Source organism: Desulfosporosinus orientis DSM 765 (assembly GCF_000235605.1).
Lineage (GTDB): Bacteria > Bacillota > Desulfitobacteriia > Desulfitobacteriales > Desulfitobacteriaceae > Desulfosporosinus > Desulfosporosinus orientis.
On the sequence record NC_016584.1, the window covers coordinates 1,113,342 to 1,136,325 of the forward strand.

Below are 22,984 nucleotides of genomic sequence, written 5' to 3' on the forward strand. Positions count from 1 at the left end.
CTCGCCGACGTTTTCTTAGTATATCCACAAAATCTAACCCTAAAGCAAGGTTTGCAGGAGAAAATAGAACCTTTGGAGAATATTTTGTCTAGAAATAAACAAAAGATGTATAAAGAAAACTTGGCTGGCGCCCGAAGACACTGTCTTCGCACGAGTTAACCATCTTGCAGCTCACCGGCGCAGGCGGCTGCCTAGTTGCATTTATGCTTAGACGAAGACACTGTCTTCGCACGTAATAGCTTTCTAGCAGTATATAATTTAAATTTATACTTTCTGGTAGTATAGAGATGGGGAAACGGAGAGAGTCGATAATGAAGATACGGATTGGGGATGAGCTCCTTACAGAACACATACGCGTACGGATTCGCCTTGATTTTCGCGGAGAATATAAGAGCGGGCGGTTTTTCTTTGGGGGTAAGAGTAAGGAACTAATGGCTGAAACCATGCGAGAACAGCAAGTTGCCTTGCTCCGTAATGTGCCGCTTCAAGGGATCATTATCGAAGATTTTGATTTAAGTTTAGATGTTTATACAGTAACTGAAGAGAACGGGCGCCGCAAACATGAGGTTGCTTATGCCCCTATTATTTTGACCTTGCGGATTGAAAACATTGATGATCTTCTCCCTCTGTTAATTAAACCTGAGTTTCGGAAAATTGAGTTTTTAAGCCCTGAAACCATATCCCTTCATAGAATTGATATGGAGCGCTTGCTGTTTCGCTTAAGTCAGTCATTTCAGCAAGCTTTGAAGTTGCTTGAGCAGAACTACTCTCGATAATTTACCCATAAACAAAAGCTGCACTTACGGTTGCTGAAAGGTTAAAAACTATTGAGCTTTTCTAGGTGAAGAGGGGATGGACCGTGGAAATACTAAAGGGATTGGCAGAAAGGCTCAGTATTATTGCCACAATAGCGTTACTGATGACGAAGAGTCAAACGTTTCGCCGCTATTTGAATTCCCAAAAAAACCAACGTGAAACCTTAAGCTTAATTATCATTTTCGGCATTTTATCAGTGGCTGGAACTTACTCCGGTGTGCCGGTTCATGGCTCTTTGGCTAATACAAGTGCTATCGGAACTGTAAGTGCCGGCATGTTGGGCGGGCCGTTAGTTGGGGTATGGGTTGGACTGATTACCGGAGTTCATTTTTATCTGTTTTATGGGGGGTTTACCGGTTTAGCCTGTGCTGTGTCCCCTGTCATGCAGGGGCTGCTGGGAGGGCTTGTCTACTGGCTGGCGCGGGATAAAAACTGCGATTGGAAAATGGGTATAGCTTTGGGGGTAGTTGCACAAACTCTGGAAATGCTAATTATTCTTTGGTTTGCGCCTCCCTTTGATTTGGCTTGGAAATTTATCAGGACGATCGCTATTCCCATGCTCTGCTTTAATGGATTGGGATTGGGCCTTTTTCTTTACGTTATTAAGGCAGTTTATGAAGAAGAGGAGCAGATTGCCGCCGCTCAGGCCCAAAAGGTTTTGCAGATTGCCGACAGAACCTTGCCTTATCTACGCAAAGGTCTCAATCTGGAAAGTGCCCAGAATGCTATTCAAATTATTCAAGAAATGTCGAATCTGGCTGCAGTATCCATCACAGATACTCAACAAATTATCGCTTATGTGGGGTTGGGAGCCGACCACCATTTTCGGGGACAACCCCTCTTCTTCACAGAAGAAGTCCTTCGAGAATTACAGGCAGGAGAGTCTATTCAAGCAACATCGGAAATGGAGATTAACTGCAGGGGTCCCTTTTGTCCGCTGCGCTCCTTTATTGCTGTTCCACTGCGCCCGGGGGACAGGATGATCGGTATTTTAATTCTTTACCGAGATCAGCGGGGGAAATCCGTTGTGGATCTTACCTTAGCGCAAGGGTTAGGCAAGCTTTTTTCCACACAGCTGGAACTGGCGGAGCTTGAACACCAAAAGGAATTGAGTGTCGCCTCTGAAATCCGTGCACTCCAAGCTCAGATTCAGCCTCATTTTTTGTTCAATACCTTAAATACCATTGGCAGTCTGATCCGGAGCCAGCCGGAAAAAGCCCGGGAGGTTCTTGTCTTTTTAGGCGAGTTTTTACGCCGCAATATGCGGCAGGGCGTTGCTTTTCACACAGTTCAGGAAGAATTTAAACATGTTGAAGCCTATCTGGCCATTGAAGAAGCTCGCTTTGCCAATAAGCTGAAGGTCAATATTAATATTGATCCAGGGACTGAAGAGGTTTCGCTTCCGCCTCTCGTTTTACAGCCGTTGGTAGAAAATGCCGTTAAACATGGATTACTGCCAAAAGAGAGCGGGGGTACTGTGTGCATCCGTGTTGGCCTGGAAGGGGATAGCATTAACATTGTCATTCAAGATGACGGAGTTGGTATATCGAGTTTTAAGTTGCGCGATCTTTTAGAAGGGGATCAAGAGGAAGATACTGAGATAGGTATAGGTCTTAGAAACGTACATCAACGTTTATTGAGACTCTACGGTCAGGGTTTGCTTATCGAAAGTATTCTTGGTGTAGGTACCAGTGTCTCCTTTCGAGTACCCGTTTCGGGAAGCGTACTTAAAGGGGTGACATTATGATTAAAATTGTATTAGTGGATGATGAACAACTGGCCCGTGAAGAATTGCGTTTCTTACTTGAACAACATGTAAATCTGGAGATCATTGGCGAGTTTGCCAGTGGAGCTCAGGCCATTGAAGGGATTCCTGCCTTGCAGCCGGATGTTATATTTATGGATGTCTATCTTCAGGATATGGATGGACTGGATGTCATTCGAACTCTTCAGCAGCTGAATGTCCATTCTTCCGTCGTCTTTGCCACTGCCTATGATGTTCATGCTATACATGCCTTTGAACTAAATGCCGTAGACTACATTCTTAAACCTTTTTCTAAAGATAGGCTAAAGGTTACTATTGAAAGGATTCAACAGCGTCTGCAGCCTGATGATCATGAATTGTCCCAGAAACTAACCCGGCTCATTGAGGAGATAGGGGTTAAACAACGACCGCGCAAACTTGCGGCAACCTGTAAAGGACGGGTTGTCTTGATTGATCCCCAGGAGCTGCTTTATGTGGTTGCTGAAGGCCGCTACGCCAGCTTGGTTACTGCCCAAGAAATTTGGCCTACAACCTTCAGTCTCCATGAAATTCAGGAGCGGCTGGATCCGGCCCAGTTCCTGCAAACTCATCGAGCCTATATAGTTAACCTTGACAGGATCAAAGAAGTGATTCCTTGGTTTAATTCCACATACAAGATCATTATTGAGGGAGAAAATACCACTGAAATTCCTGTTAGTCGAACTTATATCAAGAAATTTAAAGAACGATTTGACGTCTAAAGTGTTCTGTAAAGAACACTTCTTTTTCTTAAAAGAAAGTATTAACTTTCACGAACCGCTTCTAAAACATAGTACTCCGCAGGAGGTTGTCTTTGCCTTTAAGACTCTTCACAAGCCTTAGTTTGCTAAATATGAAACTGAATATGCAAAACATTACATTAATTTATAATTTCATGCAGGATAATTTACGTTTCATGCAAACAATCTAGTGAATTTTCACAAAATGTAATATGATTTAGTTAATTCAGTTAGAAAGGGGGACTAGATGGCACTAATTACAATTGGTTTTCTGGCTACCCTTTTTTCGTATTCAGGAAACGAGACACGCTTAAAAAAACATGGGGTGTTTTGAATCATCATTCCAGCTTGGACGGCAGCCAAAGCTGGGAAAACGAGTCCAACAATCAAAGGAACAGCAACTACAGCAGGAGTACCGACCTGCTGTAGTTATAATCAAAAAAAACAGCTGTGAATGGATCCCGCCGCTTTTAAAATCGTGGATCTAGCATTTTCCAGTTCAAGGTCAGCAAACTGTGAAGATTGTTCCTTTTATTACTCATCTTTCAGGGTTTCAATGGTATTGGCAGAATATTTTCTATTTCACTTGATTTTACAGAACATTTGATCTATAAGAATATTTTATAGAAGTCAGTCAAGCTTCTTGCTCTCGATATTGTGGAACAAAAGCAGCCCCTTTTCAATGAGGAGAAAATGGCTAAAATGAACGAGTTCTTCGATATATCGACATAACATTAATTTTAAGTGTGTCGATATATACGTAATTATGCGAAAAAAAAGAATATATTGTCACGTTGAAATCTTTGCAAGATAGAGTTAATATATATAACTGTGGTCAGACAAATATGCCACCAGTCCGAACAGATCTTCGCAGACAGAAAGGAGTGAAATACATATCGAGAAAAAACTGTATAAGGTTTAAAAGAATTGGAAACGCTCTATACATGCTTAATGAAAGGTGGAATTAAACTATGCCATGGACTCAGAACTATGCCGCTCTTGGAGGTAGCATAGCCCTTACAGCTCTAGCAGTATCCCTGCCGATCTTTTATCTGTTTTGGGCGTTAGCAATCAAACGGATGAAAGGTCATATCGCCGGGAGTACCACGCTCTTATTCACAATTATTGATGTTGTAATTGTCTACAAGATGCCCATCGGGCTTGCAATTTCTTCAAGTGTGCTCGGGATTTTAAACGGATTGTTTCCAATCGCCTGGATTATTGTGACTGCAGTTTTCCTCTACAACTTGACTGTTGAAGCTGGTCAATTTGATATTATTAAAAGTTCTATTGCCTCTTTATCCAATGACCGTCGTCTTCAAGCCTTACTTATTTCTTTTTCATTCGGTGCATTTCTAGAAGGAGCTGCCGGATTTGGTACACCCGTTGCTATTACCGGGGCTATCTTGATCGGATTAGGTTTTGAACCTCTCTATGCGGCTGGTCTTTGCTTGCTGGCTAACACGGCTCCTGTTGCCTTTGGTGGAATTGGTTCTCCAATTATTGCTGCCGGTGCTGCTACCGGAATCAGCGCCAACTTAATCTCTGCCGGTGTAGGACGTCAGCTTCCGTTCCTTTCTATTTTCGTACCCTTATATTTAATTATTGTTATGGCTGGTTGGAAGGCTGCTAAAGAAGTCTTACCAGCTATTCTGACTGCAGGTGTAACCTTTGCTCTTGCCCAATGGTGGTCTTCAAACTACCTCGGACCTATGCTCCCCGATATTATTGCTTCCTTATTCTCTCTTATTTGCTTAGCAACCTTATTAAAGTTCTGGAAACCCAAGAACATTTGGCGCTTCCCTCATGAAAAAGGTGGAAAAGTCGAAGAGTATGCTAAATACACTGGGGGTCAAATTCTTAAAGCATGGTCTCCTTTCATTGTACTCACCATTATTGTAGCTATTTGGGGATCAACCGGCTTTAAAACTCTTATCGGTAAAAAACTGCAATGGTTTATAACCATCCCTCATTGGCCTGGCCTGGATGGCTTGGTTATGAAAACAACACCAATTGTCAGTAAAGCAACAATGTATCCAGCTTCATACAAATTCGATTTCATCGGATTTGCTGGTACAGCAATCCTACTCACTTCAATCATCACAATGTTCATTCTTGGCATCAGCCCGTCCAGAGCTGGTAAAGTTGCTGGAGCCACAATGAAAACATTGATTTATCCTTGCATTACAATCGGTTCAGTCTTAGGCTTTGCTTATATTGCAAACTACTCAGGCTTGTCCTATACTCTTGGTCTCTTGTTTGCTCAAACAGGACATGCTTTCCCATTCTTCGCTCCGATGTTAGGCTGGCTGGGCGTATTCCTGACGGGTTCTGACACTTCTGCTAACGCCTTGTTCGGTCAGCTGCAAAATGTCTCTGCTCAGCAGATCGGCATTAATCCTGTTTTAACAGTTGCAGCCAACAGCTCCGGTGGTGTTATGGGTAAAATGATTTCTCCACAATCCATTGCTGTTGCAGCAGCAGCAACTGGTTTAGTCGGCAAGGAATCAGATCTTTTCCGATTCACCCTTAAACACTCCATATTCCTCTTATTGATTGTCTGTGTTATGACGTTCCTTCAAGCCTATGTCTTTACTGGAATGATGCCAACGATTGCGGGCATAATGCCCACAATTGCCTCGCTCATACACTAATAATCTAATCACGGTTCATTCGTAACAAATAAGTGGGAAGCATTTAATTTTATTATGCTTCCCACTTTTATTTAAAAAGAATCTGTTTTACATATTGAAATCTTATAATAATTGCATTAATATATGGTTAGACGGTCTGACCGCTAAAACTTATTTTCATAATATTTCTTCAGATTATATAGGGGGTAGAGGGATGTTAGCACGTGAAGTCTTACAAGAACTCATACAAGTGTTGGGTGCGGAAAACGTTCTCACTGAGCAGGAAGACTTACTAACTTATGCTTATGACGCAACTGCAGCAATGACACATCATAAACCGGATGTGGTGGTTTCGCCCCTTTCTACTGAACAAGTGGCAGAGGTCGTGAAAATAGCTGTACGCTACAATATTCCGATCTATCCGCGTGGTTCCGGTACAAATTTAAGCGGTGGAACTATTCCAGCTAAGGGAGGCATCGTACTTTCGATGCTTAACCTTAACAAGATCCTTGAGGTTGATCAGGATAACCTAACAGCGACAGTCCAACCCGGGGTGATTATTCAAGCGCTGAATGATGAAGTGATGAAAATAGGCTTGATTTATCCTCCAGATCCTGGTACAGTAACTACCGCAACCATGGGCGGTTCAGTTTCTGAGTGTTCAGGTGGACTGCGCGGACTGAAATATGGAGTAACCAAGCATTATATTATGGGCTTAAAAATTGTCTTAGCCAATGGTGAAGTTATTCGCTGGGGCGGAAAAACTGTGAAAAATGTCACTGGCTATGATTTAGTCGCTCTCTTTACCGGTGCGGAGGGAACCTTGGGAATCATCACCGAGATTATCGTGAAACTGATTCCGGCTCCGGAAGCCCGCAAGAGTATTTTAGCGGTTTTTGATGATCTGGATAATGCAGGGAGAGCCATTGCATCCATCATCCGCAATAAGATTATTCCCGCCACTCTGGAAATCATGGACAATGTAACCATCCAAACGGTTGAAAACTTTGTCCATGCCGGTCTGCCTATGGACGCCGAAGCGGTCCTTTTAGTTGAAGTAGATGGCTATAAAGAAGTAGTTGAACGTGAAGCGGTTTTAGTTGAGCAGATCTTGAAAGAAGAAAAAGCTGTCGAAGTTAAAATCGCCAAAGATGATAAAGAGCGTGATTTGATCTGGCTGGCTCGCCGCAGCGCCCTTCCCGCTCTGGCGCAAAAAAGGCCGACGACGGTTCTGGAAGACGCTACCGTACCCCGCAGTAAAATACCTGATATGCTGAAAGCTATTCGCAAAATTGCCGATAAGCATAAACTCAACATTGCTACTTTCGGCCATGCCGGGGACGGGAATTTACACCCAACAATTTTAACAGATCAGCGGGATGAAGACGAAATGAAACGAGTCCACATGGCTGTTGATGAAATCTTCCAGGCAGCGATATCCTTGGGAGGAACACTGTCAGGTGAACATGGCATCGGAGTCGCCAAAATGAAATATCTTGACTGGGAGTTCGGAGAAGCAGGGGTAGCGGCATTGAGACGTCTGAAAGAAGCGCTCGATCCTAATTATTTATTGAACCCTGGTAAGATGGTAAGGAGGGACTAATCGTGTCCGTATATCAATCGCTGGATTCGATTACCGAAGAACTCCATAAATGTATGAAATGCGGCAACTGCATGGCAGTTTGTCCGATTTATAAGGAAACACGTCAGGAAGTTGGAGTGGCAAGAGGTAAAATCAGCTTGGTTGAATTTCTCCTTTCCGGAGAGGTTGAAATGACCGAGAAGCTGGCAGACCGTTTTTCTCTGTGTACAACTTGTATGGCATGTAACTCTAATTGTCCTTGCGGGGTCCGTTTTGATAAAATTATCTTAGCGGCGAGAGCAGAAGCCGTTCGCAAGAAAGGACTGCACCCGGTGAAGAAAATAGCCTTTACTGCCCTCAAGATGCAGAGAATGTTTGATTTCGGAATGAAGACAGGAAGTGTTTTTCAAGGGCTGGCCTTAAAGCACGTTCCCCACAAAAGCGACCGTATTGCTCGTATGCGTTTTGATGTTGGGATAGGAACAGACAAAGTATTTCCCATGCTGGCCAGCAAAACGCTAAGATCAGAATTCCCAGAAGTGGTTAAAGTAGACAAGCCCAAGATGAGAGTGGCCTTTTTCACGGGATGTATGATCAACTATTTCTATACAGATATCGGCAAAGCGGTAGTTGAGGTACTCAAGGAAAATGATATTGAAGTAGTTATCCCCAGAGGTCAAGGCTGCTGTGGGATTCCTGCCTCGGTTAATGGAGATGTACAATCCGCTACGGCTTTGGCCAAACGTAACTTAAGAGCCTTCGAAAAGTTAGGTGCCGATGCCTTGGTTGTGGCATGTTCTTCCGGAGGAACAGCATGGAAGCATGTTTTCGGCGAATTACTGGAGAGTGACCCGGAGTTCAAAGCCTTGGCGGATAAATGGGCGGCGAAATCCTATGATATTTCTGAGTTTCTTATCCACAAAGTTCCTTTCAAGAAGGAAGGATTAGGACGAGTTGACCGGAAGGTAACTTACCACGATCCTTGTCATTTAAATCGCGGCCAAGGGGTTAATAAAGAACCTCGTGAGATACTCAAAAGTATCCCGGGTGTGACACTGATTGAAATGAAAGAGCCGGCTCGTTGTTGCGGGATGGCCGGATCCTTCAGTCTTGTGCATCCTGACCTCTCAGTACAAATCTCAGATCGCAAGACAGCCGATATTGAATTAACCCACACAGACACCGTTGCCACGGGTTGCCCAGCTTGTAGGTTACAACTTAAAAGCGGGGTAGAAAATGCTGGAATCGACGAAGAAGTTGTGCATACCGTCCAAATTTTAGCGGAATCATATCGTGCTGGTAAAAAGAAAAAATAAAATAGCTTAAAAAACATGGGAACACTTTGAATATTAAGAGTGTTCCCATGTTTCATATAGCGGACAGCTATGGTACACTAAGTACGGTTAAAGGTTTTTTACAACCATGTGCAAGGAGTGAAACAGGGTGATATTAAAACCCATTAGAACCCGTAAAATTTATGAGCAAATTGTTGATCAGATTGGCCAACTTGTTGCTCAAGGGCAGCTTAAACCTGGTGACCGGCTTCCTTCCGAGAGGGAACTGGTCGAGCGTTTTCAGGTGAGCCGAGCCTCTATACGAGAAGCTATCAGCGCTCTTGAGATGATGGGTCTTATAGAAGTTCGATCCGGTGAAGGTACCTACATCAGACAGGTTAATATTGATTCAGCCGTGACACCTCTGGCCTGGATGCTTTTTATTGAAAAAGACACTGATTTGGAGCTTTATGAAGCGCGTAAGATTTTAGAAGTACAGGCTGCAGGGCTGGCAGCGGCCAGAGCAGACGATGAGGAGATTAAGGACATGTTTGAAGCTCTGGAAGTTATGCGCAAAGACCTGGAATCCCATCAATTGGGAGAAGAAGCCGATCATCATTTTCATTACGCAATTGCCCGGGCTACTCATAATAAGATTCTGTTTCGTTTAATGAATACCCTTTCCGATACTATGCGAACAGCTTTAATAACCAGCCGCAGTAAGCTTTATGAACACCAAGATACTCCACAAAAACTCTATAATGAGCACTATTTCATATATGAAGCCATTAAGAATCATGATGTACAAAAAGCCCAAAAGCTGATGTTAGAGCACCTGGTTGGAGTTGAAAAACATCTTGCTAAGTATGTCGTTCTGGATAATGAATGATAGTAAACACCTAGGGCAATCCTATTAGAAATAATCAATAGTGAGGAAAAAACGATGACATGTCAGATGGTATATCATCAAGGGAACTGCCTAAATACTAAAAAACCCTATGCCCGTTCCTGCAGGCTATGTATCGAAAATTGTCCACACCAAGCCATCTCCCCCTATCGAGAGATCGATACCAAGCGCTGCACAGAATGTGGTGCATGCATGGCAGTTTGTCCGAGCGGAGGTTTTGTTGATCATTCTATCGATAGATATTTCGATTATCTGATAGAGTCTGACGAGATCGTTTTAAATTGTCCCAAAGCTGTTCCCCAGGGATTTGAGATTCCCTGTTTAGGGATGTTGGACCGTGACAGCTGGCTGACCCTCTTCCTTCTGGCAAAAGAAAAAAAAACAACCATGATTACTGGTCGTTGTTCGGAGTGTGAGGATCGAGCAGCTTGTGCAGTCAGTGTTGAGATTTTTAAACAACTGCATGCCGACTGGCCGGAGCATCCTGTAGTTCAGATTCAAGTCAGACCGGATCAAGGAAATCTCCAGGAGTATGAGGGCCAGGAGGAGAAGAAACCTAAACCTGCAAGTCAAAAAGATGCAGGCCTGGGCTGGCGGCAGCGTAGTTGGGCGAAAATTGAGGAGTTTCTGCCCAACATAGCAGCCGATGAAGTCTACCCAATCCCCAAATCTCGTCAGCGGCTTATTGAAGCTTTTGAGACTTCCGCTGAAGAAAAAATCCCCTTCCCAGCTTTGACCGTTATGGATTCTTGTATCAGCTGCGGGGTATGTGCCGCGATTTGTCCTCAGGGGGCTTTGCAAAAACGGGAAAAAAAAGACCCTGTCCCCGGTAATGAGGATCAAACGAAGGAAGATAAGATTACCTCCCTGAGGTTGATTTTTGAACCTCAGAAGTGTGTACAATGCCGCCGCTGCATCGAAACCTGCCGGGCAAAAGCCCTGGAGTTTAATACCAAACCCTTGTCCCACCGGCTGCTCACTGGGAAAATATTAATTCATCAAGGCAGTCCCAACTATTGCAGCCGCTGCGGCAAACGAATTTTTGATCATGGAGAATTATGTTTAGTTTGTTCTACTAACAATCCGGAGACCCGAGGGTTTTTCTCCCTCTAAGAATGGTGTTCGCCGCACCCACAGTTAGGGCTGTGCACGTGTGGTTTTTTCTTTTGTTCCCGCAGCATCTGATCCGTTAAATGAGTAACGTGAGAGATAGGTTGTTGTTGAACGTTTTTAGCTAAGTTGACAACTTCTTGAATTTCTTCTTTGCTTAACCCTGCCTCTAATCCTTCAGTGATGGCAAGACGAAGTGCTGCCAGGGCATTGCAGGCTGCAGCGGCTGAGATTTGGGCTGCAACTACAGTTCGTTGATCAAGACTCATAAGTTATTCCTCCTAAGAATGAAAAAGACTTATTCCCCATCTTAGCACAGAATATTATCCGGGGCAAAATACGAAGGCCCTGAGGATAAGAGACGGCGTTTAAAAGGATAATAATCAATGATTACTAAGGAAAGGATTTAAAAAATGAATGAGTATCAAGTGATCGTCGTCGGCGGAGGTGCTGCGGGGACGATGGCTGCCGGGCAAGCCGCCAAAGGAGGAGCTAAGGTTCTCTTACTGGAAAAAAAGGACCGCTTGGGCAGGAAAATAGCCATTTCCGGTAAAGGCCGCTGTAATATAACCAATGTGGAAAATGTTTCGGATTTTATAAGTCATTATCCGGGCAATGGACGTTTTTTACACAGTATCTTAAGGGGCTTTGATAATGGGGCCCTGCGGGATTTTCTTGCTGATTATGGAGTCGAGACAAAAGTAGAACGGGGAGGGCGGGTATTTCCTGTTTCTGATGACGCAGAAACCATTGTTAAAGCCTTAGCAGCTTTTCTGAGGGATACTGGGGTTAGGGTGGAAACGGGAGTGAGCGTGGAGGAATTTCTGGTGGATAATGGTCATGTTATAGGGGTGCGCGGGAATAATCAAAAACAATATCTGGCTCCTGCTGTAATCCTTTGCACGGGAGGTTCTTCCTATCCGGGAACAGGGTCAACAGGGGACGGATTCCGCTTTGCTCGTCAATTAGGCCATCAGGTGATAACTCCTCGTCCTGCTCTGGTACCCCTTAAAACGGCAGAAACCTGGGTGAAGGAAGTGCAGGGACTCTCTTTAAGGAATGTGGAAGGGTCTTTATGGGTTGAGGGAAAAAGGCAGGGTGCAGAATTTGGAGAGATGCTGTTTACTCATTTTGGGGTTTCAGGTCCGATTATTTTGACCTTGAGCCGGCAGGCTGGGGATGCTCTTCGTGAAGGAAAACGGGTGGAACTGAGGATTAACTTAAAACCTGCTCTTTCCCCGGAACAATTGGATGCTCGTTTACAGCGGGATTTCCAAAAATACACCAATAAGCAATTTAAAAACGCCATTGATGATCTCTTACCGCAAAGCTTGATACCGGTGGCAATTCGGCTAAGTGAGATCAATCCCGATAAGGCAGTGCATCAAGTCAGCCGGGAAGAGCGCAGGACTTTTCTTAAGCTGTTGCAGGGTTTAACCTTGACCATTACGGAGACTCTGTCTATAGAGGCTGCCATTGTAACCGCCGGAGGGGTGAATGTTAAGGAGATTAATCCGAAAACCATGGCCTCAAGATGTGTCCAAGGCCTTTATTGGGCAGGCGAGGTTGTGGATGTGGACGGTATAACAGGGGGGTATAATCTTCAAGCGGCTTTTGCCATGGGCTACCGGGCAGGAAAAGCTGCAGCGGAGCAGCTTTAGTGGTCTGATTAAGAAACTTTTTGCATAGACTCTTTTCGAGGTGATGTACGTGCGTCGAAGAGGGAAAGGGAGTCTAATGGAGTGGTTTTGGCTGACGGTTCAGCGAAGTGAACGCCGAATAATCCGGGTTATGGTTTTGGCATCCGTCTTGCTCTTAGTAATGCAGTTAAGTGCAGTCAAAGATCCCTTGGATTTTTACATGACCGTGGCGGCCAAGGTTGAAGCTCCGCCCCTGGATTTGCCCGCCTTAGCCCCACCGGAAGCTGAAACAGCCGTGAAGACCTGGACGATAACCTTAAGAGCTGTTCCGGTGGCCCCCATACGAGTGGTTCAAGATGGGACAGTACTTGCTACCTTAGGGAAAGGTGAACAGCAGATAGCAGTTCATTCCGGACAGATTCAGCTGGATGGAATAGGGGTTCCTCAGATTGTCAAGGTTCAAGTGGTCAAGAAAGATGCTCAGTTAAATGAACCCCGGCAAAATCAGGTTATGATAATTCAAGGAAATATCCAGAACTTTGCAGTTAAGCCCTAGTGTTGCAAAGCATTCTTGGACGTACTATAATTATTGGTAATTATTGTGTAGTCTTTGTCTATGGACTTTTTAAAGATAGGAGGGTAGTATGGTAGGATGGCATGGGGTTAAACTAAGATGAAAAATCAGAGACACTGCGAGGTGTCTTTTTCTACCGTTTATCAATTTTTGAGTAAAGCCTACTAAGGAGAGGAAGAAGCCTAATGGCACAAAGCAAAAAAATTGCACTTGCTGCGTTAAAAATGGCTATGACTGAGAGCCGAGAAGAAGAAATACATCTTAAAGAATTCTACCTGCGCAACGGGGTTAAGACTGCAGCCGTTGATTACGGCGGTGAGTATGTGAATTCCATTCGCAAGATTGTGGAGCGGGCAATCGTAGCTGCCAAACGGGAAGGGGCTATTCACGAGACTCATGGCGATGAAGGTGCCGTAGCAGGGGCTACCCGGGAAGCTTTAAGTCAAATTATGAATAAAGCCATTGGTTTAAATATCGGCGGAAAAATCGGTATTGCCCGCCAGAACGATCACTTAAGTGTGGCGGTCTTTTTTGGCATCGGACTCTTGCATTTAGATGAGGTGGCAGTTGGCCTGGGGCATCGTGTTGCCCCCAAGGAATAGGAGGGTAAGCTATGGTGCGGGGAATACGCGGAGCGACAACGGTGGATAAGAATGATGCTAATGAGATTCGCGAGGCAACTCAAGAACTCTTGCAAAAGATGCTCGCTGAAAATTCACTTTGCACAGAAGACTTGGTCAGTGCTATTTTTACGGTGACGGCGGATTTAAATGCGGATTTTCCGGCTTCCAGTGCACGAGGGATTGGCTGGCAGTTAGTGCCCCTATTGTGTGCCACGGAAATTCCGGTACCCGGGTCACTTCCTCACTGTATTCGAGTGCTCTTGCACGCCAACACTAACTGCAGTCAAAAAGAAATCCGCCACATTTTTTTGCGTAATGCTGCGATGCTGCGCAAAGATCTGCTGGAGGACGACAGTGAGGCTGTGGATTAACAAGGTTTTCTAATTACTAGGGAAGAAGGGGAACGCGGTGAATCTGATCGCTCGACGGAAGAATGAGCAACAAGAATCTACGGCAGTTCGAGTGGGTGATGTTATCATCGGGGGGCCTCAGTTGGTGGTTATTGCCGGTCCTTGTGCTATAGAAAGCTATGAGCAGATATTAGGTACAGCTTTAGAAGTGCAGCGTCTGGGGGCTTCTCTGCTGAGAGGCGGTGCTTATAAACCCAGGACCTCTCCTTACTCTTTTCGCGGCAAAAGGGAAGAAGGCTTGGAAATATTAGCCCAGGTCAAGGCTCTGACCGGGCTGCCGGTTGTAACCGAGATTATGGATGCCCGTGATCTTGAAGAAGTGGCAAAGGTAGCGGATATGCTGCAAATCGGCTCCCGCAATATGCAGAATTACACCTTGCTGACAGAGGTAGGAAAGAGCAAGCTGCCCGTCTTTCTGAAACGGGGTTTAGCTTCAACTTTAGAGGAATGGCTTTATGCCGCTGAGTATATCATGGCGGAAGGCAACGATCAGGTGGTTCTCTGTGAACGGGGGATTCGTACCTTTGAAAATTATACCCGCAACACCGTAGATATCACGGCCATTCCGGCTTTAAAAGAACTGTCCCATCTGCCGGTCTTTTTAGATCCCAGCCATGGCACGGGCAGGGCGTCCTTAGTAAGCCCGGTAGCCTTAGGGGGGATTGCCGCAGGTGCCGACGGTTTAATGATTGAAGTGCATCCTCAGCCGGAGCTGGCCTTAAGTGACGGGGATCAATCCCTGGACTTTGAGGCTTTTGCTGAACTTATGGAACGAGCCCGGCCGGTGGCGAAGGCTGTGGGACGGGAGATTTAAAAAAATCCCTGAATACCCAAGAATATTGGGGATTTCAGGGATTTTCTATTTTAAGGTGGAAAATAGCACTGTGGCTGGTTGACATGTTGGCTACATCATTCTCTGCCATGAAGGACTCCCGTTCCTCCTCGGGAACTCCCAGGAGGATAATCGCTTGGGTGTAGCTTAAATTCGGAATCGATTCCGAATTTAAGTCAAATCCATGATTAGATCCTGGGTCATTGCAAAAAGCTGCACAGCAAGCCCTACTTAAGAATAGTTGATGTTGAAGAGTTTAAGTTAGCAATTTCAAGAAGTTCTTGTAATCCAATTTGAAGATGGTTGTGCATAATAGAAGCAGCTTTTTCGGGGTTTCTTTCTTCTATAGCGTTAATAATATTATTATGCTGCTCAAAAATTGCAATATCAAAAGATGGATCTTTTTGTATATAAAAAGATCTTATTGAAAATATAAATTGTTCCATAAGGTAAAAAATTGAATCTGCTAAATAATTAAATAATAGGTTATCAGAAATTGAAATTAAATAATAATGAAATTTCTGATCAAAAAATGATTTTTCTTTTTGATCGCTTACATTGTTTAATTTTTCCAGGATATTTTTTAATTGCAAAATATCATTATCTGTAGCTTTCTTAGCAGCAGTTTTTACGCATTCAATTTCTAAAATATATCTTAACTGTAGAATGTCACTTTCCTTTCCGTTATTTAGTTTAAATGCAATAGATAAGGTTTTAATAATCGTTGATTTAACATTATTGGAAACAAATGTCCCATTACCATGTTTACAATCAATTATTCCTAAAAATTCTAAACCTTTTAATGCCTCTCTTAAAGCAGTCCTACTTACGTTTAATTGAACAGTTAATTCACGCTCAGGAGGAAGTCTGTCTCCGCTTTTTAGTGTTCCGCTAATAATCATAGTATAAATTTGGTTAATAATATTTATATAAGCTTTATCATTTTCAACAGATATAAACAAATTAGTCGATCCTTTCTTTCTTTTGTTTATATAAAAGTATTTGGTAATATATAAATTATGGAATATTGGGAAAATTATTAGTTGCATTATTACTGAAAATATCTTATCATTAAATCAATAAAAGTACAAGATAAAATTGGTATGATGACCATACAAATTAACTCGAAACTATTTTTACGATCGCTTTTTAAATCGACATGGGTTATGGCTAGCTATTGCTGAGCTATTACTGGTATTCTGCAAATCTGGTTGGTTGATGATGGACAAATTATATTTCTATTCAAAGTAAATCTACGAAACAATTGGTATGATGAAATTATGATAATAACACTTACACTGTGGCCGTTCATGGTGACTGAGATTATCCATTGCAAATTATCCGAAGTTTGGCGAAAAAAGCTCAAGTCCTAAATTTGGGCCTGATCGTCAGATCGGCAGATAACTAGACTAACTTTGGATAATCCATGTGATCAGAACGTTACTGTTTGCCATATAATTAGTCCCTTAAAAAGGATTTTTATAAAGGGTACAAGGCATGTGACAAATATTAAAGACAGAACAAGAACGTTCACAGGTTCGTGCATAATGTAACCTCAGAAAAGCAGCAAGACATACTTGAGGAAATTATTATTACTACTGAATTTCCAGTTCAACTGTACGAAAAAGCAAAATTCCTCCCACTAAAGTAGGAGGAATGCTATAAGGTTGGTTCAAGGAAACCCTTGGCACAACCGCCTCGGCGAATGCCGGGAGTCTATTTCAATATGGGGAGGTGATTAATCTGAATAAAAACGTAGCAAAAATAGCCAGAGGACAACTAACGGGAGAATTATTATTGTCCCCTAAAATGGATGTTTGGTATAGTATAGGGCTAATCTTATCTGATGCGGAATTAGCTCGTATTGAGAGAATATTGTCAGATGGCATAAGAAGTTAAATTATGAAAGCAGATTAGCACCGTTATGTAAACATATGAAAATTAGGGGATGGAAATTGTGGCAAAACTTAAACTGTACATTGAAAAATGTAAAGCATGCGGATATTGTGTTCCGGCTTGTCCTAAAGATGCTATTTCTCAATCGGATAAGTTTAATAAAAAAGGATTTCTACCTAATACCTTAAGCCAAGTAGACATTAATCCCTTAATTGTATATCCCAAAGGCCAGGGAGTACGAGCAGTTGATGCTTTGATAATTAATAAGTAGCAATTTTAGAAGATCTTATTAACAAATAATTGATTCTTTATATCCTCTATAGGCTTAAATCCCGCTAGGGATCAAATCTGTAGAGGATATAGGAACATGGAACTGGTTGTTAGGAGAAAGAAGGGGAGTGCTTCAACTGGAAAAGGCATATTTGGAAATGATTCTAAATAAACTTCGAACTGTCGTCGGTGAAAAAGATGTTTTATATAAACAAGTTGATTTAGCAACGTATAGAGATTCCGTACATTTATCTGGGCTTCAACCTACAGCAGTTGTTTTCCCAAAAGATACTGGTGAAGTCTCAGAAGTGTTAAAGATTCTTCACCAGTATCAAGTCCCTGTTATTGCCCGGGGAGCAGGAACCAATCTATGCGGTGATACGCTTTCTCTTGACTTATGCATTATTTTAGAATTAGCAAAAATGGATAGGATTTTGGAAGTCAACATCATAGATCGATATGTGGAAGTTGAACCAGGAGTTACCAATATGGAGGTGCAGAATATCCTGAAACCTCACGGATATTTTTTTGCACCAGATCCAGCAAGTATGGGAGTTTCGACAATAGGCGGAAATATAGGTGAAAACGCAGGTGGAATGCGTTGTGTTAAATATGGTGTTACTACTGATAATGTCATCGGACTAGAGATAGTATTGAGTGACGGTCAAGTTATCTTATCTAATGGGCCGTTAGATGGAGATTTTGGATATAATTTGACAGGCTTAATGAATGGTTCTGAGGGTACCTTAGGTGTAATTACCAAAGCATGGTTGCGAATAGTGAAATTACCTGATGAAGTAAAAACACTTGTAGCTGTTTATGCTAATTTGGAAGATGCGGCTAAAACAGTTTCGCAAATTATTGGAAAGGGAATTATTCCCGGTGCGTTGGAGATGATTGACCATCTGGCAATTGAAGCATTAGAGGAAAATATGAATTTGGGATATCCAATAGAAGCAGAAGCTGTTCTACTAATCGAAATAGACGGCTTTTCTGGAACTCTTGAGTCACAAGTAGAAAGAGTTCTATCAATTTGTAAAGAAAATAATGCAACGGAAATTAGAGTTGCAAAAACAGAAGAAGAAAGGCAGCAGTTGTGGCTAGGCCGCCGTGAGGCTCTCAATTGTTTTGTCAGTAAAATGCCTACCTATGCACAAGAAGACGTGGCTGTTCCTCGAACTAAACTTCCTGAAGTGCTCGAAATTATTAAAAAAATAGGCGAAAAGTATTCTTTAGTAATTGCCAGTGTTTGTCATGCTGGAGATGGCAATTTACATCCTACAATTATTTATGATGATAAGGATGAAGAACAAACGAAACAGGCACATTTTGCGTTTGGCGAAATGATGGAGCAGGCCATCGCTCTTGGAGGGACAATTACAGGTGAACATGGGGTTGGCATTGAAAAATTAAAGGGGATGAATTTGCTTTTTTCTGAGGATGAATTGAGTTTTATGTGGCAGCTTAAACTTGCTTTTGATCCTAAAAAAATACTAAATCCAGGAAAAGTTATTCCAGATACTATTTCTAGAATGATGTTAGAGGATCTGGAACAAGTACCTGAAAGTAAAGAGGTAAGTACAACCAGAGAATTGTTTTTCGCTGACTTAGAGAGAGAAGAAATAGGAGAGATCCTCATTAATGAAAAAATCTTAGCTGCCTATTCCCTGGAAGGGAATAAATCATGGTGCGCGATAAGACCAAAAACCGTGACTGAGGTAGCGGCGATTGTAAGATTGGCAACTAAATATGACATTAAAATTCTTCCATGGGGTAGAGGTACAAAAGTATCTATAGGCACACATAGTAAACCATTTGATATTGTTGTAGATATGAGCGGTTTGAATAAGATTATTGAAATTGATACCGAAAATCTTACCGCTACTGTTGAAGCCGGAATCGAGTTCAAGGACTTTCAAGAAGAGTTGTATAAAAAAGGTTATATGTTATCTATAGATCCTTTGGAATCCGGATCTCCGACAATTGGCGGTATTGTAGCAACAAACAGTACCGGTACATTAAGGCTGAAATATAGTAGTTTGAAGAATATCGTTTTAGGTTTAGATGCCGTAATTTCTGGAGGTAAAATCATCCATTACGGTGGAAAGATGATAAAAAATGTAGCTGGTTATGATTTGCGTAAACTGTTTGTAGGGTCTTGGGGCACGCTGGGAATTATTACAAAAATTACTTTGAAATTATCTCCGTTACCGGAAAAAGCGGTATATCGAACCTTTATGACTGACGATTATTCGGCATTTGCAGATTATTTGTTTGCTGTTCAAAAAAAGGATGTTCAGCTTACCAGTTTTGATATTTTTGTGGAAAATTCTAAATACTATATCAATCTTTGTATGAGTGGTCAACACCGATCGGTGGATCGGCAACTGGAAATATTAGATGAAATAGAAATAAATAAATTAGCGTTAATAGATGAAGTTCAAGACCCATATTTTATTGCGGGTAAATCTTTTTTTAATAAATATATACAACCTAATCAATCTAACAAGATTGTTATCAAAAGTTCGATTCGGTTTTCCGATATCACTGCCTGGATTAAAAAAATACAAAGTATTAATCAAGGGGAGGGCAGTTATGTATTTGGGAATGCGGCAAGCGGAATATTATATGCAACCTTTTTCGGTGAAAACATCAGTCTGACTGATTTAATAAGCGATGTTAAGGCTTGCTCTAAAAATGCATTAACGTTTGGAGTGCATACCTTGGAAATTGGCCCTGAAATGTCTTCGATATCTAAAGAAGAGAAATCTTCCGTATCTATTTACCTGCATTTGAAAGAAATGTTAGATCCTAAAGCAATATTTAGCCCAGGTAGAACTATAGGAGGAAGATCAATATGAATGAGTTACGGGCAATTCATGAAATGGTTTCTAAGTGTGCAAGATGTGGGGATTGCCAGTCTGTATGTCCAATATATCGTGAAACAAAACGCGAAGGTTCGGTAGCAAGGGGACGGTTATCGTTGTTGCGTTTTGTTTCTGAAGAAGAACTACCTTTTGATGGTGAAGTAAAGGATAGGATATATGAATGTTTGATGTGTGGAAGTTGTGAGGCAAATTGCTCTTCCAAAGTTCCGGTCACGGATATTTTATTTGCCGCTAAAGAAGCCCTCGCTAAGGGTAAAGGGCCGTTAATTCAACAACTAATGTTTAAACATTTTTTGCCTTATCCAGGGCGTCTGAAGCTAACCAATCGCCTATTGAAAATTTATCAAAATACTGGCTTGAGGGCTCTGTTAAGAAAAAGTGGAATAATAAATGTGCTGGGACCACTAGCTAAGGCAGAAGATATTATTCCCCAAATAACCCCAACTTTTCGAGATCAACAGGGTAAGATGGAGAAAAAACCCAAGAATCCTAAACATAAAATTGGGTTCTTTTTGGGGTGTGCTAGTAATATTTTGAAACCAGATCAGGCAATTGCTGCTGTTAATATGTTGAGGAAAATGGGCTGTCAGGTTGAGGTGCCTGAAACTATTTGTTGTGGATTACCTGTAGTTACGTATGGTCGAAGTGAAATAATCAGAGAATTAGCAAAAAAAAATATTGAAATATTACTGCAAGGAGATTACGAGTATGTTGTATCAGATTGTGTAAGCTGCAGCAGTCAATTAATTCATTATCCTAAGTTTTTTAATGATGACGATCCCTATTATGAAAAAGCACTTGAGTTATCTTCAAAAGTTATCGATTTTGCGCATTTGTTATCAAAAATTGATCAAATGAAAAAACTATCAAACGAAAAACAAACGATTACTTTTCACGTCCCATGTCATATGGCACGAGGCTTGAAAGCAGTGCAGGAATCTAAAGAAATATTAAAATCCATTCAGGGGATCAAATATGTTGAATTACCGGATGCTGATACATGTTGTGGTGCTGCTGGATCATATTTAGCAACGCATCCTGACCTTTCAAAAGCTGTATTGCGGAGAAAAATGGAGAATATTCGAGCAACCGGAGCAAATGTTGTCGTTACTAGCTGCCCGATGTGTGTGATGCAGCTGGAACGTGGCGCCAAGTTATTTGATGTACCTGTTGAAGTAAGGCATCTTGCTGAAATTGTTTCGGAAACATTAAAGTAAAATCACCCTTAGCATTGCCCCGGAAATATCACTGGGGCAATGAATCATACTCATTAAATGAGGGGAAGGCGTTTATTGGACTTAAGAGTTTTTGAGTCTCTGATAGAGTTAGCTAAGTCTAATGAATTATTTAATTAGGGGGAAGCCGGATGGCTAAATTTGATATCGTTATTATTTTTTTGTACTTTGGAGCAATGATTGCAATAGGGATTTTTGCAAATAGAAAGCAAAAGAACATGGAGGATTACTATGTTGGGGGACGAAAAGCAAGTGCTCTTTCTATAATGTCCTTATGGTTGTGTTCCTGGATTGGAGGAGCAGCTATAGTTGGAGGTGCAGGAAAAGCATATGAAATTGGGGTATCTTCCGTTTGGATGGTCTTAACAACCGCAATTGGATGTGTTATTTTTGCTCTAACGTTTGCTTCACTACTTAAAAAGATGGGTGATTATCGTCTTCACCTTACGTATCCAGACCTTATTGAAGACCGTTATGATAACCGGGCTAGGCTCATTGCGACAATAACAACATTACTTGCGTATATAGCCTATACAGCAGGCCAACTTGCTGCCGCAGGTACTATTATCCATACATTAATGGGGTGGAGTTTAGGAACATCCTTTGTGATTGCTGCTTTTGTGGTAATTATGTATACGGCAACAGGAGGCTTTATTGCAGTCACCTATACCGATTGGATACAATTTTCTTTGTTGCTTTTAGGGATAGCTGTTTTAGGGGTACCGATTGCTTGGGGTGCTGTCGGAGGAATTTCCGGTCTGCAAAACCAATTGCCTACATCATATTTTGATATTGGTGCCTGGGGATGGAGAACTATTTTAGGTTTAATGGTTTCTATGGTCTTTAGTTTTTTTACAGCTATGGATAGTTATACTAGAATGTTTTCTGCGAAAGATGTTAAATCGGCGAGAAATGGAACTTTGTTAGCTGCTTTAGGCGTAGTGATAATTGCTTTTTCTGCAACATTCTTGGGAATGAGTGCCAAGGTTTTGTACCCGGATTTAACAGGCGGCGGCGGAGTTGCCATTGCTACTTTAGTGATTCAATTATTTCCTATCGGTCTTAAAGGATTAATAATAGTGGGAATATTAGCTGCAATCATGTCAACTGCAGATATTTGTCTTTTGACCGCTTCAGCTAATTTTACAAGAGATATTTATCAGCGTTATATTAACCCTGCTGCATCGGATAAACACATGTTAAGACTAGGAATGATAAGCTCGTTAGCCATCGGAATTTTGAGCGCTTTTATGGCGTGGAAAATGATGAATATAATTAATATTCTTTATGTGGCATTTACAATTAACTCAGCGGGACTTTTCATTCCAACAATTGCAATCTTTTATTGGAAAAAAGCAAATGCAAATGCAGCTTTCTGGAGTATGACATTATCCCTAATTACAGTGTTAATTTGGTATGTTGGAGGGAGCTTTAGTTGGGGTTCAATATTTAGCTTAGACCCGGTTTGGCCTGGTTTAGCTGTATCTATTCTTGTTTTTGTTAGCTTATCCCATTTATACAATTCTACTGAAATTGGAATTCAAAAAATGGAAATATATAATGATAAGACTTATAGGAAATAAAAAAATATGGTTCTCTACCACTTACCGTTCCGCGAAGGGTCATGGAACCTCTCGTTTCTTCCATGATCCGACATTCTGTAGATGTCTTTATGGTAAAATATCCCATCATCCCGTTCGGTCTTACCAATGTAAGCTCATGTTCTAACAAAACTTGCGGTTATCGAATCAAAGAGCAATGAACTTGCAGT

General features: G+C 41.9%; 20 protein-coding genes and 1 pseudogene. 18 read left to right on the forward strand and 3 right to left on the reverse strand.

Annotated features, from left to right (window positions below; all coding sequences use genetic code 11):
* Window positions 1-311 precede the first annotated feature (311 nt).
* The 8 genes from DESOR_RS05380 (at window position 312) to DESOR_RS05415 (ending at window position 10,848) form a co-directional block, all read left to right on the forward strand.
* A complete protein-coding gene (locus tag DESOR_RS05380) occupies window positions 312-776 on the forward strand; it encodes a hypothetical protein (protein WP_014183597.1) in 465 nt (154 codons plus the stop codon).
* Between the two features lie 83 nt (window positions 777-859).
* The gene (locus DESOR_RS05385; RefSeq protein ID WP_014183598.1) at window positions 860-2,563 is read left to right on the forward strand and encodes a LytS/YhcK type 5TM receptor domain-containing protein; all 1,704 of its coding nucleotides are present in this window, start codon (window positions 860-862) and stop codon (window positions 2,561-2,563) included.
* Window positions 2,560-3,321 (forward strand): LytR/AlgR family response regulator transcription factor, encoded by a 762-nt coding sequence (locus DESOR_RS05390; protein WP_014183599.1) that lies wholly within the window; start codon window positions 2,560-2,562, stop codon window positions 3,319-3,321. Before DESOR_RS05385 ends, DESOR_RS05390 begins: the two co-directional genes overlap by 4 nt.
* 989 nt (window positions 3,322-4,310) lie before the next feature.
* Window positions 4,311-5,993 (forward strand): L-lactate permease, encoded by a 1,683-nt coding sequence (locus DESOR_RS05395; protein WP_014183600.1) that lies wholly within the window; start codon window positions 4,311-4,313, stop codon window positions 5,991-5,993.
* Between the two features lie 193 nt (window positions 5,994-6,186).
* Entirely contained in the window at window positions 6,187-7,575 is a 1,389-nt protein-coding gene (locus tag DESOR_RS05400; RefSeq protein WP_014183601.1) for an FAD-binding oxidoreductase, read from the forward strand.
* A 2-nt stretch (window positions 7,576-7,577) separates the two neighbouring features.
* The gene (locus DESOR_RS05405; protein ID WP_014183602.1) at window positions 7,578-8,870 is read left to right on the forward strand and encodes a (Fe-S)-binding protein; all 1,293 of its coding nucleotides are present in this window, start codon (window positions 7,578-7,580) and stop codon (window positions 8,868-8,870) included.
* A 127-nt stretch (window positions 8,871-8,997) separates the two neighbouring features.
* Window positions 8,998-9,717 (forward strand): FadR/GntR family transcriptional regulator, encoded by a 720-nt coding sequence (locus DESOR_RS05410; RefSeq protein WP_014183603.1) that lies wholly within the window; start codon window positions 8,998-9,000, stop codon window positions 9,715-9,717.
* A 54-nt stretch (window positions 9,718-9,771) separates the two neighbouring features.
* Window positions 9,772-10,848 (forward strand): DUF362 domain-containing protein, encoded by a 1,077-nt coding sequence (locus DESOR_RS05415; protein WP_014183604.1) that lies wholly within the window; start codon window positions 9,772-9,774, stop codon window positions 10,846-10,848.
* Here the strand turns inward: DESOR_RS05415 and DESOR_RS05420 are convergent.
* A complete protein-coding gene (locus DESOR_RS05420) occupies window positions 10,845-11,114 on the reverse strand; it encodes a hypothetical protein (protein WP_014183605.1) in 270 nt (89 codons plus the stop codon). The two genes, DESOR_RS05415 and DESOR_RS05420, sit on opposite strands and share 4 nt — an antisense overlap.
* Window positions 11,115-11,258: 144 nt before the next feature.
* Between DESOR_RS05420 and DESOR_RS05425 the strand changes: the two genes are divergently transcribed.
* The 5 genes from DESOR_RS05425 to aroF all read left to right on the forward strand — a co-directional run bounded on the left by DESOR_RS05425 (window position 11,259) and on the right by aroF (window position 14,906).
* On the forward strand, window positions 11,259-12,506 hold the full coding sequence (locus DESOR_RS05425; RefSeq protein WP_014183606.1) for a BaiN/RdsA family NAD(P)/FAD-dependent oxidoreductase: 1,248 nt from the start codon (window positions 11,259-11,261) through the stop codon (window positions 12,504-12,506).
* A gap of 76 nt (window positions 12,507-12,582) precedes the next feature.
* Window positions 12,583-13,041, forward strand: coding sequence for a hypothetical protein (locus tag DESOR_RS05430; protein WP_242832459.1), 459 nt, complete (start codon window positions 12,583-12,585; stop codon window positions 13,039-13,041).
* Window positions 13,042-13,244: 203 nt separating this feature from the next.
* Window positions 13,245-13,661: a HutP family protein gene (locus DESOR_RS05435; RefSeq protein WP_014183608.1), complete on the forward strand. Its 417-nt coding sequence runs from the start codon at window positions 13,245-13,247 to the stop codon at window positions 13,659-13,661.
* A gap of 11 nt (window positions 13,662-13,672) precedes the next feature.
* Window positions 13,673-14,053 carry a chorismate mutase gene (gene aroH, locus DESOR_RS05440; protein ID WP_014183609.1) on the forward strand — a complete coding sequence of 127 codons (381 nt, stop codon included), beginning with the start codon at window positions 13,673-13,675 and terminating at the stop codon, window positions 14,051-14,053.
* 37 nt (window positions 14,054-14,090) lie between these two features.
* Window positions 14,091-14,906: a 3-deoxy-7-phosphoheptulonate synthase gene (gene aroF, locus DESOR_RS05445; RefSeq protein WP_014183610.1), complete on the forward strand. Its 816-nt coding sequence runs from the start codon at window positions 14,091-14,093 to the stop codon at window positions 14,904-14,906.
* Between the two features lie 76 nt (window positions 14,907-14,982).
* Here aroF and DESOR_RS27745 read toward each other — a convergent pair.
* A pseudogene (locus tag DESOR_RS27745) lies at window positions 14,983-15,108 on the reverse strand (DUF3102 domain-containing protein); the annotation flags it as partial.
* Window positions 15,109-15,151: 43 nt separating this feature from the next.
* Window positions 15,152-15,886, reverse strand: coding sequence for a FadR/GntR family transcriptional regulator (locus DESOR_RS05450; protein WP_014183611.1), 735 nt, complete (start codon window positions 15,884-15,886; stop codon window positions 15,152-15,154).
* 772 nt (window positions 15,887-16,658) lie between these two features.
* Between DESOR_RS05450 and DESOR_RS29260 the strand changes: the two genes are divergently transcribed.
* The 5 genes from DESOR_RS29260 (at window position 16,659) to DESOR_RS05470 (ending at window position 22,796) form a co-directional block, all read left to right on the forward strand.
* Window positions 16,659-16,823 carry a hypothetical protein gene (locus DESOR_RS29260; protein WP_158309010.1) on the forward strand — a complete coding sequence of 55 codons (165 nt, stop codon included), beginning with the start codon at window positions 16,659-16,661 and terminating at the stop codon, window positions 16,821-16,823.
* A 58-nt stretch (window positions 16,824-16,881) separates the two neighbouring features.
* A complete protein-coding gene (locus tag DESOR_RS05455; RefSeq protein WP_014183612.1) occupies window positions 16,882-17,091 on the forward strand; it encodes a 4Fe-4S binding protein in 210 nt (69 codons plus the stop codon).
* A 127-nt stretch (window positions 17,092-17,218) separates the two neighbouring features.
* Complete coding sequence (locus DESOR_RS27285) at window positions 17,219-19,951, forward strand: FAD-binding oxidoreductase (RefSeq protein WP_014183613.1); 2,733 nt, start codon at window positions 17,219-17,221, stop codon at window positions 19,949-19,951.
* On the forward strand, window positions 19,948-21,195 hold the full coding sequence (locus DESOR_RS05465; RefSeq protein ID WP_014183614.1) for a (Fe-S)-binding protein: 1,248 nt from the start codon (window positions 19,948-19,950) through the stop codon (window positions 21,193-21,195). The genes DESOR_RS27285 and DESOR_RS05465 overlap by 4 nt, the downstream gene beginning before the upstream one ends.
* A 149-nt stretch (window positions 21,196-21,344) precedes the next feature.
* Window positions 21,345-22,796 (forward strand): sodium:solute symporter family protein, encoded by a 1,452-nt coding sequence (locus DESOR_RS05470; protein ID WP_014183615.1) that lies wholly within the window; start codon window positions 21,345-21,347, stop codon window positions 22,794-22,796.
* Window positions 22,797-22,984 lie beyond the last annotated feature (188 nt).

What these genes read in the sequence shown, in the direction of transcription:
- DESOR_RS05380 (WP_014183597.1), top strand. Translation starts at nt 312, where the DNA reads ATGAAGATACGGATTGGGGATGAGCTCCTTACAGAACACATACGCGTA.
- DESOR_RS05390 (WP_014183599.1), top strand. Translation starts at nt 2,560, where the DNA reads ATGATTAAAATTGTATTAGTGGATGATGAACAACTGGCCCGTGAAGAA.
- DESOR_RS05395 (WP_014183600.1), top strand. Translation starts at nt 4,311, where the DNA reads ATGCCATGGACTCAGAACTATGCCGCTCTTGGAGGTAGCATAGCCCTT.
- DESOR_RS05400 (WP_014183601.1), top strand. Translation starts at nt 6,187, where the DNA reads ATGTTAGCACGTGAAGTCTTACAAGAACTCATACAAGTGTTGGGTGCG.
- DESOR_RS05415 (WP_014183604.1), top strand. Translation starts at nt 9,772, where the DNA reads ATGACATGTCAGATGGTATATCATCAAGGGAACTGCCTAAATACTAAA.
- DESOR_RS05420 (WP_014183605.1), bottom strand. Translation starts at nt 11,114, where the DNA reads ATGAGTCTTGATCAACGAACTGTAGTTGCAGCCCAAATCTCAGCCGCT.
- DESOR_RS05425 (WP_014183606.1), top strand. Translation starts at nt 11,259, where the DNA reads ATGAATGAGTATCAAGTGATCGTCGTCGGCGGAGGTGCTGCGGGGACG.
- DESOR_RS05430 (WP_242832459.1), top strand. Translation starts at nt 12,583, where the DNA reads ATGGAGTGGTTTTGGCTGACGGTTCAGCGAAGTGAACGCCGAATAATC.
- DESOR_RS05435 (WP_014183608.1), top strand. Translation starts at nt 13,245, where the DNA reads ATGGCACAAAGCAAAAAAATTGCACTTGCTGCGTTAAAAATGGCTATG.
- aroH (WP_014183609.1), top strand. Translation starts at nt 13,673, where the DNA reads ATGGTGCGGGGAATACGCGGAGCGACAACGGTGGATAAGAATGATGCT.
- DESOR_RS05465 (WP_014183614.1), top strand. Translation starts at nt 19,948, where the DNA reads ATGAATGAGTTACGGGCAATTCATGAAATGGTTTCTAAGTGTGCAAGA.
- DESOR_RS05470 (WP_014183615.1), top strand. Translation starts at nt 21,345, where the DNA reads ATGGCTAAATTTGATATCGTTATTATTTTTTTGTACTTTGGAGCAATG.